Raw genomic sequence first — 12,221 nt, forward strand, 5'->3', positions numbered from 1 at the left:
GGCAGGAAGAAGTGTGGTCAGGGTGTTGTCGGGCGGCGGCTGCGCCTTACCCGGCTTACGAACGATAAACCTGCATGCCCGGCAAGCGCAGCGCTGCCGGGCAATCAGACATTGCCTTATGCTGGTTCCGGGAGGCGGAAGCTGGCAATACTTTGGGTGAGGTGTCTGGCTTGCTCTTCCAGCGAAGCCGCTGCTGCCGCAGACTCCTGCACCAGTGCGGCGTTCTGCTGGGTCACGCCATCCATTTCGGTCACGGCCTGTCCTACCTGACCAATGCCGCGGCTCTGCTCTTCGGACGCCACCTGAATCTGCTCCATCAGCGCGTTGACTTTGTTCACCGAGGTGATGATGGCATGAATAACTTCACCCGAGCGATTCACCAGCTGCGAACCATTTTTCACGCTGGAAACCGACTGGGCGATAAGGTTCTCAATATCCTTCGCCGCCACGGCGCTTTTCTGCGCCAGGGTGCGCACTTCAGTCGCCACCACCGCAAATCCACGCCCCTGCGTACCGGCGCGAGCCGCTTCAACGGCAGCATTCAGCGCCAGAATATTGGTCTGGAAAGCGATGCTGTTAATGACGCTGGTGATATCTTCGATGCGCTTAGAGTTAGCGGCGATGGTGTTCATGGTGTCGATCACCTCGCGGGTCACGGCCTCCCCGGTACGGGCGTTGTTCACCGCATCCTGCACCAGCTTACCTGCCTGGTTGACGTTCTCGGTATTATTGGCAACCGTCGCGCTCAGTTGCTCCATGCTGGCAGCCGTTTCCGTCAGGGCTGCGGCCTGCTGCTCGGTGCGGGAAGCCAGGTCGATATTGCCGGAGGCAATCTCCTGCGAGGCGTGGTTAACGGTGTGGCAGGCAGCACGTACCTGAGAGACCGTATCCAGCAGGGCCAGACGCATCTCCTCCATCGAGCCCATCAGCAGGTCGATCTCATTGTTCGATCCGGTTTTCTGCGGGACCGCTTCCGTTAATTTACCGGCGGCGATCTGGCTGCAGTGCTCACGGGCCAGATGAATCGGCGCGAAGACAAACCGCTTCATCAGGACGCTTACCCCAACAATGACCACCACAAAAAGGGCGGCAAAAGCGATAATGATGGTTAAGCCGGAAGAAAACTGCGACCGCGCATCGTCATTTAACTGTTTCGCGTATTTCTGGTGCACCGACAGCACCTCATCGAGAACAATTTCGTACTGACGGTCGAGGCCAGAAATCTGCGGGATCAGCGCATCAAACTTTGCCTTGTCATGGGCAGAGGCCGCCTCAATCAGCGGCACCAGGCCACGATCGCGGTAGGCCAGCCAGCCGTCATTATAGTTTTTCACCAGCGGCGCTTCGTCCGCCAGGCGGGGGGCGTCATTAAAGGCGGCGAAGGCGCCATCGGCTTTGGTCAGAGCCAGCTTAACGGAGGCCAGCTTCTCATCGAGACCGGTGGTGTCGCCACTTTCCACCTGTTTCATATACTCCATAACCCGCACGCGCAGGGTACGGCTGTGGTTAATGGGATCGATAATGGATAACACCACCTGAATCTCTTTATTCACGTTATCCAGGGAGTTGTTGCTTTTAATGGCCAGCCAGACGTTGGTAGCGGCACTGGCGACAAAGAAAAACAGCAGGGCAAGCAGGATGGTAAGAGACGACTTTTTTAATGACATAAATACCTCAGAAACAATACGGTCTGAGGTATTATCGGCAGCGCAAAATTAACATTGAGTTAAAGTTATTTATTAATAAAAAAGCCGAAAAACAATTTAATTTATTAAAATCACTGCATTACAAAATAACTGCTAATAATTTAACCTGTGGAGCATTGTAAATATTCAACTATTTACTCAATCCTTATTGCTGAATATTTAATCGCTCAGAAAAGGCGCGCTGGAAAACTGCGGCCAGTGGATCTCTCCTACCCCGTTTAATTTTGGCCGGGAGAAGAGAAAACCCTGAAAACGCTTAATGCCAGCCGACTCCAGCCAGCACCACTCTTCGATCTTCTCGATGCCCTCGGCCACCAGCGCAATTTCCAGGTCGGTGCAGCAGCTGATAATCGACTTCACAATGGCCTGCTTCGGGCCGCTCAAATGGATGTCGCTAACAATCTCACGGTCGATTTTGAGCTTATCCGGCTGGAAACGGGTTAACAGCGACAGCCCGGCATACCCGGAGCCAAAATCATCGATCGCCAGGCCAATACCTGCCGCCCGAAGCTGCTTAATGGCGCTGTTAAACTGGTTAAATCCGGAGATCATTTCGTTTTCGGTAACTTCAATGACCACCTGCTCCGGCTGCAGGCCGTGGATGAGGATCTGGTCCATCAGAAAATCGACGGCGCCAGGGACGTTCACCAGCGACATCGGCAGCAGATTAACGGCGATTTTATGATCGCCAATCCCAATTTTGTCCGCCAGCGCAAAGGCATACGCCTTGGTCTGCAGGTCCACTTCGTACATTTTGTCCTGATCAATGGCGCTAAAGAAGCGTTCCGGGCTTCCCCCGTCGTTACCGCGGATCAGCGCTTCCAGCGAAGAGATTTTCCCCTCGGTGGGTTCAATGATCGGTTGCAGAGCAAACTGGCAGACCTGGTTATCGATGGGCCCGTTGATGCATTTCCCAAACGGGGCGTGTTCCGGGGCCAGTTTCCATCTTTCCGGCAGGAAAACCGCTCCGTCGCGGGTGGGCTGTTCCCGGGTAATAAACGACTGAATAAACTTAAACACCCGATCCTGCGCCGCCAGATAGGAGTCCAGCTTGCTGTAGCGCAGCACCGATGAGAGCACCGATTTTTGGCTATCCACCAGCAGGTCGAAGAGCAGCATGCCCACATTTTCGAAGCGCCTGCGCGGGCCATAATCGCGCATCAGCTCCACCACGCTGTGATGGCGCTTGTCGCTGCGGATCTTACAAAACAGTTTTTCAAGGACCTCTTCTGGCCCTTCAAGGATCTGCAGGAAATCGGCGCCGTTAAACAACAAAATGCCCGTCACGTCCAGGGCGGAATTGCGCTGCCTGGCTTTCTCAACAAGTGAAATAAGAGATAATGATTGGCAGGATGGATTTAACTGGCTTTTATAAATGAGAGTCGTCAGCACAGCTAGTTTTCCTGGTCGAATGTTAGGCCTTTTAAGCTCTTGTTTAGCATAAATTACATTCGTGGACTAATAGTATTACGAGGATATATCCAGAAAAGATCGATTCGGCTCAAAAATAATCAATGTGAATGTTTATTTAGGCAATAAAGGAGAGAAAACATCCCTGTTGTCATAGCCAGGCATGCCGTCCATGGCACGTTCAGGTAGGCTGGTTTGTATCAGATTTGCGCCATCCCACCGTCCACAAACAGCTCGACGGCGTTGATAAAGCTGGCGGCATCGGAGGCGAGAAACGCCACCGCTTTACCCACCTCTTCCGGCTCGCCAATACGCCCCATCGGTACCGTGGCGGCTAAGGCATCAAACAGTCCCTGCCGCTGATCTTCTGGCACCAGTTCTCCCAGCCCAGGGGTTTTAATCGGGCCCGGGCTGACCACGTTCACCCGAATGCCGCGCCCCTGCAAATCCAGCGCCCAGGAGCGGGCGAAGTTTCTGACCGCTGCCTTGCTGGCGCTATAGACGCTGAAGTTAGCGGTGCCTTTAATGGAGACCGTGGAGCCGGTCAGGATCACCGATGCTTTGTCGGCCAGCAGCGGCAGCGCTTTTTGAACGGTAAACAGTACGCCGCGGACATTGGTGGCAAAAATGCGGTCAAAGTGTTCTTCGGTTATCGCCCCCAGAGGCAGCATATCGCCCCCGCCAGCGTTCGCGAACAGCACATCCAGCCGCCCGGACTGTTCGGCGATTTGGGCATAAACGGTATCAAGATCGGCGAGTACGGAGGCGTCGGCGCGAATGCCGGTGACCTGCCCGCCGAGGGTGGCGACGGCGTTGTCCAGCTCCGCCTGGCGGCGACCGGTGATATAGACCTTCGCCCCCTGGGCTTGCAGCTCTTTTGCCGTTGCCAGACCAATGCCGCTGGTGCCGCCGGTGACGAGTGCAATTTTACCTGTTAATGCTGTGTTCATTTTGCTTTTCCTTCCACATTGTTGGTGTGGAAGCACTGTAACCCTTGCGGCATTAGCGAAAAATTAGCAAAAATGGAAATCACTTTTTCCCTGTGGGAATAATCTCTGTGGCGGAGCGCCTCTCTATGGATCAATTACTGGCCATGCGTGCCTTTACGCGCGTGGTAGAAACCGGCAGCTTTACCCGGGCGGCGGACTCTCTGAATATGCCCATCGCCACCCTCAGCAAGCTGGTGAAAGCGCTGGAGGCCCATCTGGACGTGCGGCTGCTGCAACGCACAACCCGCCGGGTGACGGCGACGCCAGAGGGCCAGGACTATTACGACAAAGCCCGTCGGGTGCTGATTGATATCGAAGAGATCGACACCTCTTTCAGCCAGGCGAAACAGCAGCCCCAGGGGCACCTGCGCATTGACGTGGGCGGCTCAACGGCGCGAGACGTGCTGATCCCTGCGCTGCCGGACTTTATCCGCCGCTACCCCGCTATCCGTATCGATCTTGGCGTGGCCGACCGGCCGGTGGATCTGATCAGCGGCAATGTGGACTGCGTTATCCGCGGCGGCGCGCTGGAGGACTCTTCGCTTATTGCCCGGCATATTGGCAATGCGGAGATGGTCACCTGTGCCACACCGGGCTACCTGAAACAGTTTGGCATCCCCGCCTACCCGGAGGAGCTGCGCAATGGTCACAAGCTGGTGAGTTATCTTTCGCCGGTAACCGGGCGCGCCGTGCCGTTTCGCTTTACCCATGAGAATGAGACCCGCGACATTAATCTTGTGCATCATATCGGGGTGAACGAGAGCAACGGTCATCTTGCGGCAGCGGTGGCCGGGATGGGAATAATACAGACGTTTCGATACTCAGCAGGCGCACTGCTGGAAGCGGGCACGCTGGTGGAGATCCTCGACAAGTGGCGCCCGCCGCACTACCCGTTTTACGTGGTTTATCCGCAAAACCGGCATATGACGCATCGTCTGAGGGTATTTATCGCGTGGCTGGCGGAGGTCTTTCCCGCCGCGGTGAAGGGATAGCCGGGCGCAACGCCCGGCAGGACAATCAGTTCAGCTGATAGTCGAGGGTGATTTCCGCTTTCAGCAGCTGTGAAACCGGGCATCCCGCTTTCGCTTTCTGGATAATGCCGTCAAACTGCTGCGGGTCGATGCCCGGAACGGTCACTTTGCTCTGCAGAGCGACTTTGCTGATGGCGAAACCGCTGTCGGTTTTGTCCAGCGAGACATCGGCAGTGGTGTCGATGGAATCCGCGGTATAGCCCGCCTCACCCAGCATCAGCGACAGGGCCATAGAGAAACAGGCCGCATGCGCAGCACCAATCAACTCTTCCGGGTTGGTACCTTTTTCCCCTTCAAAACGGGTATTGAAGCCGTAAGGCTGCTGATTAAGAACGCCGCTTTCCGTCGAAACTGTCCCCTTGCCGCGTTTAATATCACCAGACCAGTGTGCTGAACCGTGCTTATGAATTGTCATTCTTGCTCTCCTTGTTGGCTTACAAAGCATTTAGTATAGACCACGCTGAAGAGCGAGCCCGAAAGAGTGATATATCAGGATTATTCTGTGAAGTCGGAGAGGTTATGGCTATTGCAATCAGGCGTTTTCCGTGTAATTTAAATCCGTCCTCGCCGATATTTATTTTAGAGGCCAACTAACACAGGAATATTTTTAACGAGTCCAAAGAATATATTCTATTTTTTAAGATCATGAAAAAGCATGATTTTATGACAGCAATATTTCTGAGAGGATTCTTAAACACAGCGGCAAAAATATTTGTCATTCTGGATATCACGATGTTTTTGCGAACCGGACCATTAAACAGAAAACGACACGGAGGCAACATGTTTAATTATTATTCTGCAAATACGACATCCGCACAGCCGGAACTGGTTAATGCTATCGCACAGGGTTTACGCGCTGAAATGGGCGCGGTCACTGAAGATGATATTTTGATGGAACTGACCAAATGGGTCGAAGCCTCAGATAATGACATCCTCAGTGATATCTACCAGCAGACCATTAACTACGTTGTCAGCGGGCAGCACGCCAGTTTCTAAAAACCTGCTATGCTGGAGAGGCAACCTTAAGGGTTATATTTCGATCACCTTATCACTATCAACAGGATGGAGGAGTCAATATGAAATCGAACCGTCAGGCACGCCATATTCTGGGACTGAACTACAAGCTGTCTAACCAGCGCAAAGTGGTGATTGAGGGGGGCAATGAAACGCAAGTCACCCACGCCACCGGCAGAAAACGCCACGAACCAAAGTAAGTTCTCCCTAAAGATCCCCGACACCATCGGCAAAACCGATGGTGTTTTTATTTGTATGTTGCAGTTTTTAACATCCACCTCCTTTATACTACCTGCCTGACACCCCCTATGGGCACGACAGCGAAGATGATGAACAACAGTGCCAGGGACGGATATGCAAAAATTAAGTGAGTAACATGGACAACAAAGCCAAAAAAAATCGCTCCCTCTATATTCCTTACGCCGGTCCGGTTCTGCTGGAGTTCCCTCTCCTGAACAAGGGCAGCGCCTTCAGCATGGAAGAGCGCAGCAACTTCAACCTGCTGGGCCTGCTGCCGGAAGTGGTTGAAACCATCGAAGAACAGGCCGAACGCGCGTGGATCCAGTACCAAGGATTCAAAACCGAAATCGATAAGCACATCTACCTGCGCAATATTCAGGATACCAACGAAACCCTCTTCTACCGCCTGGTGCAAAACCATCTCGACGAGATGATGCCGGTGATCTACACCCCAACCGTCGGCGCCGCCTGCGAACGTTTCTCGGAAATCTATCGCCGCTCACGGGGCGTGTTTATCTCCTATCAAAACCGTCACAACATGGATGACATTCTGCAGAACGTCTCCAACCACAACATCAAAGTGATCGTGGTAACCGACGGCGAACGTATTCTGGGACTCGGCGACCAGGGGATCGGCGGAATGGGCATTCCGATCGGTAAGCTGTCGCTCTACACCGCCTGCGGCGGCATCAGCCCGGCCTACACCCTACCGGTGGTGCTGGATGTCGGCACCAACAACCAGCAACTGCTTAACGATCCGCTCTATATGGGCTGGCGCCACCCGCGCATCACCGACGACGAGTACTATCAGTTCGTGGATGATTTCATCCAGGCGGTAAAACACCGCTGGCCGGACGTACTGCTTCAATTTGAAGATTTCGCCCAGAAAAATGCCATGCCGCTGCTGAATCGCTATCGCGACGAAATCTGCTCCTTTAATGATGATATTCAGGGCACCGCCGCGGTAACGGTCGGCACGCTGATTGCGGCCAGCCGCGCCGCGGGCAACCAGCTCAGCTACCAGAAGATCGTCTTCCTCGGCGCCGGTTCCGCCGGGTGCGGCATTGCCGAGCAGATCATCGCCCAGACCCAGCGCGAAGGGCTCAGCGAAGAGCTGGCGCGTTCCCGTGTCTTTATGGTCGACCGTTTCGGCCTGCTGACCGACGCCATGCCAAACCTGCTGCCGTTCCAGACCAAACTGGTGCAAAAGCGCGAGAATCTCAAAAACTGGGATACCGATAACGAAGTACTTTCGCTGCTGGATGTGGTCCGCAACGTGAAGCCGGACATTCTGATCGGCGTTTCCGGCCAGACCGGGCTCTTCACGGAAGAGATCATCCGCGAGATGCATAAATACTGCACGCGTCCAATCGTGATGCCGCTGTCGAACCCGACCTCGCGCGTGGAAGCCACCCCGCAGGACATCATCGCCTGGACCGAAGGCAACGCGCTGGTCGCCACCGGCAGCCCGTTTGCGCCAGTGGTCTGGAAGGACAAAATCTACCCGATTGCCCAGTGCAACAACTCCTATATATTCCCCGGGATTGGGCTTGGCGTTATCGCCTCAGGCGCATCGCGCATCACCGATGAGATGCTGATGTCCGCCAGCGAAACCCTGGCGAAGCACTCTCCACTGGTCAACAACGGTGAAGGGCTGGTGCTGCCGGAGCTGAAGGATATTCACGTGGTATCGAAGGCGATCGCTTTTGCCGTGGGCAAAATGGCGCAGCAGCAAGGGGTGGCGGTGAAAACCTCTGCCGATGCGTTGCAGCAGGCGATTGACGAGAACTTCTGGAAGCCGGAGTACCGCAGCTACCGTCGGACATCGATCTAACCTCTGTATCGCCGGGCGGCGCTTTCGCTTGCCCGGCACGTCCCCCACCGAACCCGTAGGCCGGGTAAGGCGTAGCCGCCTTCCGGCGAACCTTACCTGCCCCGCGTCACCCACCAGAATACCAGCGCCAGCAAACTGACCATCGCCCCCAGCAAACACACTCCCTGCCAGCCAAAATGGGCCCAGGTGACGGTGGTGCCAATCGCCCCCAGCCCGCTGCCGACGGCGTAAAACAGCATATAGAGGCCAACCAGCCGACTGTGCGCCTCTGGCCGGGTGCGAAAAATCAGGCTCTGATTGGTAACGTGTAGCGCCTGACCGCCCAGATCCAGCAGCACGATGCCGATCACCAGCGCCCAGAGTGACATCTCCATCAGCGACAGCGGCCACCAGGCCAGCAGCAGCGCCAGAAGCGCCATCGCGCTGGTGCGTTGCGCCAGTCCCCGGTCGGCCCACTGCCCGGCCCGGGCGGCGGCAAGGGCACCAATCACCCCCACCAGCCCGAATGCGCCAATGGCTGTGTGGGAAAAGTGATAAGGCGCGGCGCTCAGGGGAAGTACTAACGCGCTCCAGAAAATATTGAACGCCGCAAACATCAGCAGCGCCAGGATGCCCCTGACCTGTAAGACCTTTTCCTGACGAAGCAGCGTCACCATTGAGGCGAGCAGGCGCGGATAGCTGAGCGTAGCATTAACCGCTGGTGTGGTAGGTAGCCCTCGCAACAGCGGGATCGCAATCATTAGCATGAGGAATGCGGCAAAGAAATAGACTCCGCGCCAGCCTGCAAGGTCACTCACGCCCCCGGCAAAGACCCGCGCCAGCAGCAGCCCGATAAAGACCCCACCCTGCGCTGCCCCCACCACCCGCCCCTGCTCATGAGGCGCAGCCGCGTTCGCCGCATAAGCGATCAACCCCTGGGTCATCGCCGTACCGAGCAGGCCAACGGCCAGCATCGCGGCCAGCAGCACAGGCGCGGTTCGCGCCATCCCCACCGCCACCAGCGCGGCCACCAGTGCCAGAAGTTGGATCGTCATCAATCGACGACGATCCATCCTGTCACCCAGCGGCACCAGAAAGAGCAGCGCCAGCGCACAACCGGCCTGGGTGGCAGTGACAACGCCGCCGACCGCCGCCTGGCTGATAGCAAAATCCTGCGCCAGCGCATCCAGCAGCGGTTGCGCGTAATAGACATTCGCCACGCTCATTCCGCTGGCGATCGCAAAGAGCCAAACCAGGCTACGCGACAGACCCGCAGGTTTCGCCTCACCCGGCGATAACGCCATTTCCACTTTCATGCTCTCACACCCTCTGAATTGGTTTTAAAATAAAACCAAATAAAGGCTAGATGATGTGGTTTCAAAATGCAACCAACTAACATTCCTTGCTGAAAGGCACCTTCCCCGCTACACTCGCTTCATCCATCAACCCACTGAATAAAAAGGAGGCTAATTATGCTGTGTAATGAAATCTTTGATATTTCATTCCACCTTGGTGATCGCACCTGCTCAAGCGTTATCGGTTTCGTGCTGCGATAACTTCGGCTTGAGCGAAGACACCTAAGACTGAATCCCTTCTCTCGGGCTTACCGGGTTATCGTCAGCGATGTATGACGAGGCATTTTCATGCCTGTAACTCTTGAGTAAGCAAATGAGCACATTACTGACTGCACTTTCTCTCCGTGTTGATACTGCCTTTGACACGCTGTTTAACGATCTCACCTTTAGCCTGAAAAAAGGCGACCGCATTGGTCTGCTGGGCGATAACGGCTGCGGCAAAAGTACCCTGCTGAAGATCCTCGATGGCACCGAAACGCCGCTTTCCGGCACGGTGGCGCTGGCCGGACACTGCCTGATGGCGCGGGTGGAACAGCATCTTCCGGAGACGATCTATCCCTTAACCATGCTGGATGCGGTGCTGGCGCAACTGCCGGTAGCCGAGCGTGAAAGCCTGCGCTGGCGGGCAGAAACGCTGCTGGCGAGCATGGGTTTTACCCCTGCGGACACCGCTCTGCAATCTGCCACCCTGAGCGGCGGGCAGCACACCCGTCTGCTGCTGGCGCGGGCGCTGATTAGCGAGCCGGATCTGCTCCTGCTGGATGAACCCAGTAACCACCTGGATCTGCCTACGCTGCTGTGGCTGGAACAGTTCCTACAGCGCTGGTCCGGCAGCTTTGTGCTGGTGTCTCACGACAGACAGCTCCTGGATGCCGTCACCAACGGCAGCTGGATCCTGCGTGATAAAACGCTGCACTACTTCGCCCTTCCCTGCACCCGCGCCCGTCAGGCGCTGGCAGAGAAAGACGAGAGCGACGCCTTGCGCCATAAAGCCGAGCAAAAGGAGATCGACCGGGTCACCGCCAGCGCGAAACGGCTGGCGACCTGGGGCAAGGTCTACGACAACGAAGATCTGGCCCGCAAAGCAAAACAGATGGAACGCCAGGTAGAGCGGCTGAAGGAGAGCCAGACGGCGCTGACCACCGGCACGCCATGGACTTTAACTCTGCGTGGCGATGCGCTGCGCGCCGACCGACTGCTGGAAGTTGACACCCTCGGCGTTCCGCCTGCCCCTGGCCTGCCGGCGTTATTCTCGGTAGAGAACGTCCGGCTCAAAAGCGGCGATCGGGTGGCGATTGTCGGACGCAACGGCTGTGGTAAATCCTCCCTGATGCGGCTGATCTGGCGGCAGTTTAATGCCGGAGAAACGCAGGCCGGGCTGAAGATCCACCCGCGCGTGGCAATGGGCTATTACGACCAGACCCTGCATCAGCTGGCGGATGACGCCACGCTGATTGACGCTCTGGAGCCGTTCGCCCCCAACCCCCAGGATCGCAAGATGGCGCTGATCTCCGCCGGGTTCGCCTGGGCGCGCCACGGGCAAAAAGTCAGCACGCTCAGCGGCGGCGAGCGTTCCCGGCTGCTGTTTATTGGTCTGACGCTGGCCCGCTTTAGCCTGCTGATGCTCGACGAACCGACCAACCATCTGGATATGGAAGGCAAAGAGGCGCTGGCCGAAACGCTGCAACAGTTCGAGGGTGGCGTGCTGCTGGTCAGCCATGACCGGCAGTTAATCAGCCAGAGCTGTAACCGCTTCTGGCTGATTGAAAAGGGCCAACTCAGCGAATGGCACGATGCCGACGCGGTGTTTGCCCGGCTGCGGGAGGAGAGCAGATTACAAGCCCAACCGGTCCCCGCTACCCTGTCCGTCAGCCAGGCTGAACCCACTGACGATCTGTTAGAGCGGCTGATCACGCTGGAAAGACTGCTGGAAGAAGATCGGCTGCGTAAGCCTAAACATCAGAAGCCGCAGCTTCAGGCGCAGTGGCTTGAGGAGATTGCCGCGCTGACGGCGCAGCTGTAGGAGATCGCCCGGCGGGTAGCCGCCGCCGGGCAATTTTTTACTTCGGCTGAAGGGTTTTCCAGGCATCCCATGCCTGTTTGATTTCCTGCTTCGCGGTGGCGGCATCGTTAAAGCCGTTCAGTTCCACCGACTTGCGCCCTTCCGGCAACTGCTTGTAGACGCGGAAGAACGACTCCAGACGCTGCTGCTCAATCTTCGGCAGATCGCTCAACTCTTTGATGTCGTCATAGGTCGGGTCAATTTTGCTGGCTGGCACCGCCACGATTTTATCGTCTTTCTCGCCGCCATCGATCATCTTCAGCACGCCAATGGCGCGCAGTTTTATTAGCGTGCCCGGAGCCATCGGCGCGCGGGTATAAAAAATCACATCCAGCGGATCGCCATCCCCCGCCAGCGACTGGGTCAGCGAGCCGTAGTTTGCCGGGTAAGCTACCGGCATCGACTGGAAACGGTCGGCGATGATAAAGCCGGTTTTGGCGTCGGTTTCATACTTAATGATCCCACCCGCCGGAATTTCGGTGACGGCATAAAACTCTTCCGGGTTGTTGTCAGGCTGAGGGAACTCGAGGATGTTTTGCGCCTGTACGGAAGCGGACAAAAGAACGCTCACTGCGAGAAGTTTTTTTACCAGATGCATTGT

Annotated in this window: 11 protein-coding genes; 5 read left to right on the top strand and 6 right to left on the bottom strand. The window is 56.2% G+C overall.

Translation table 11 applies throughout. The features are described from left to right. Positions 1–116: 116 nt before the first annotated feature. The 3 genes from FHC51_RS16560 to FHC51_RS16570 form a co-directional block, all read right to left on the bottom strand. Entirely contained in the window at positions 117–1,667 is a 1,551-nt protein-coding gene (locus FHC51_RS16560; protein ID WP_220436089.1) for a methyl-accepting chemotaxis protein, read from the bottom strand. Positions 1,668–1,865: 198 nt separating this feature from the next. Beyond that, a complete protein-coding gene (locus FHC51_RS16565) occupies positions 1,866–3,098 on the bottom strand; it encodes a diguanylate phosphodiesterase (RefSeq protein ID WP_220436090.1) in 1,233 nt (410 codons plus the stop codon). Positions 3,099–3,316: 218 nt separating this feature from the next. Next, positions 3,317–4,066, bottom strand: a complete 750-nt coding sequence (locus FHC51_RS16570) for an SDR family oxidoreductase (protein ID WP_103824389.1) — start codon at positions 4,064–4,066, stop codon at positions 3,317–3,319. A 125-nt stretch (positions 4,067–4,191) separates the two neighbouring features. Here FHC51_RS16570 and FHC51_RS16575 point away from each other — a divergent pair, with 125 nt between their 5' ends. Beyond that, positions 4,192–5,097 (top strand): LysR family transcriptional regulator, encoded by a 906-nt coding sequence (locus FHC51_RS16575; protein WP_156238716.1) that lies wholly within the window; start codon positions 4,192–4,194, stop codon positions 5,095–5,097. A 25-nt stretch (positions 5,098–5,122) separates the two neighbouring features. Here the strand turns inward: FHC51_RS16575 and FHC51_RS16580 are convergent, their stop codons facing one another. After that, the gene (locus FHC51_RS16580) at positions 5,123–5,551 is read right to left on the bottom strand and encodes an OsmC family protein (RefSeq protein WP_103824387.1); all 429 of its coding nucleotides are present in this window, start codon (positions 5,549–5,551) and stop codon (positions 5,123–5,125) included. Between the two features lie 365 nt (positions 5,552–5,916). On the opposite strand from FHC51_RS16580, the gene bdm reads away from it, so the two are divergent. The 3 genes from bdm (at position 5,917) to FHC51_RS16595 (ending at position 8,224) form a co-directional block, all read left to right on the top strand. Next, complete coding sequence (bdm, locus tag FHC51_RS16585) at positions 5,917–6,132, top strand: biofilm-dependent modulation protein (RefSeq protein WP_039028747.1); 216 nt, start codon at positions 5,917–5,919, stop codon at positions 6,130–6,132. Between the two features lie 80 nt (positions 6,133–6,212). Then, positions 6,213–6,350 (top strand): stationary-phase-induced ribosome-associated protein, encoded by a 138-nt coding sequence (gene sra / locus FHC51_RS16590; protein WP_103824386.1) that lies wholly within the window; start codon positions 6,213–6,215, stop codon positions 6,348–6,350. A 176-nt stretch (positions 6,351–6,526) separates the two neighbouring features. Continuing rightward, the gene (locus FHC51_RS16595) at positions 6,527–8,224 is read left to right on the top strand and encodes an NAD-dependent malic enzyme (RefSeq protein WP_220436091.1); all 1,698 of its coding nucleotides are present in this window, start codon (positions 6,527–6,529) and stop codon (positions 8,222–8,224) included. Between the two features lie 92 nt (positions 8,225–8,316). Here the strand turns inward: FHC51_RS16595 and FHC51_RS16600 are convergent, their stop codons facing one another. Further along, the gene (locus tag FHC51_RS16600) at positions 8,317–9,519 is read right to left on the bottom strand and encodes an MFS transporter (protein WP_220436092.1); all 1,203 of its coding nucleotides are present in this window, start codon (positions 9,517–9,519) and stop codon (positions 8,317–8,319) included. Between the two features lie 352 nt (positions 9,520–9,871). On the opposite strand from FHC51_RS16600, the gene FHC51_RS16605 reads away from it, so the two are divergent. Then, a complete protein-coding gene (locus FHC51_RS16605) occupies positions 9,872–11,581 on the top strand; it encodes an ABC-F family ATP-binding cassette domain-containing protein (protein WP_220436093.1) in 1,710 nt (569 codons plus the stop codon). Between the two features lie 37 nt (positions 11,582–11,618). On the opposite strand, the gene FHC51_RS16610 is transcribed toward FHC51_RS16605, so the two are convergent. Beyond that, positions 11,619–12,218 (bottom strand): inorganic diphosphatase, encoded by a 600-nt coding sequence (locus tag FHC51_RS16610; protein ID WP_220436094.1) that lies wholly within the window; start codon positions 12,216–12,218, stop codon positions 11,619–11,621. Between the last annotated feature and the right edge of the window lie 3 nt (positions 12,219–12,221).

This window comes from Leclercia sp. EC_58 (assembly GCF_019584355.1).
In the GTDB taxonomy this organism is placed as follows: domain Bacteria; phylum Pseudomonadota; class Gammaproteobacteria; order Enterobacterales; family Enterobacteriaceae; genus Enterobacter.

Excerpts from the sequence above, each read along its gene's own strand:
- FHC51_RS16610 (WP_220436094.1), bottom strand. The coding sequence starts at position 12,218 with ATGCATCTGGTAAAAAAACTTCTCGCAGTGAGCGTTCTTTTGTCCGCT.
- bdm (WP_039028747.1), top strand. The coding sequence starts at position 5,917 with ATGTTTAATTATTATTCTGCAAATACGACATCCGCACAGCCGGAACTG.
- FHC51_RS16600 (WP_220436092.1), bottom strand. The coding sequence starts at position 9,519 with ATGAAAGTGGAAATGGCGTTATCGCCGGGTGAGGCGAAACCTGCGGGT.
- FHC51_RS16595 (WP_220436091.1), top strand. The coding sequence starts at position 6,527 with ATGGACAACAAAGCCAAAAAAAATCGCTCCCTCTATATTCCTTACGCC.
- sra (WP_103824386.1), top strand. The coding sequence starts at position 6,213 with ATGAAATCGAACCGTCAGGCACGCCATATTCTGGGACTGAACTACAAG.
- FHC51_RS16560 (WP_220436089.1), bottom strand. The coding sequence starts at position 1,667 with ATGTCATTAAAAAAGTCGTCTCTTACCATCCTGCTTGCCCTGCTGTTT.
- FHC51_RS16575 (WP_156238716.1), top strand. The coding sequence starts at position 4,192 with ATGGATCAATTACTGGCCATGCGTGCCTTTACGCGCGTGGTAGAAACC.
- FHC51_RS16580 (WP_103824387.1), bottom strand. The coding sequence starts at position 5,551 with ATGACAATTCATAAGCACGGTTCAGCACACTGGTCTGGTGATATTAAA.
- FHC51_RS16605 (WP_220436093.1), top strand. The coding sequence starts at position 9,872 with ATGAGCACATTACTGACTGCACTTTCTCTCCGTGTTGATACTGCCTTT.
- FHC51_RS16570 (WP_103824389.1), bottom strand. The coding sequence starts at position 4,066 with ATGAACACAGCATTAACAGGTAAAATTGCACTCGTCACCGGCGGCACC.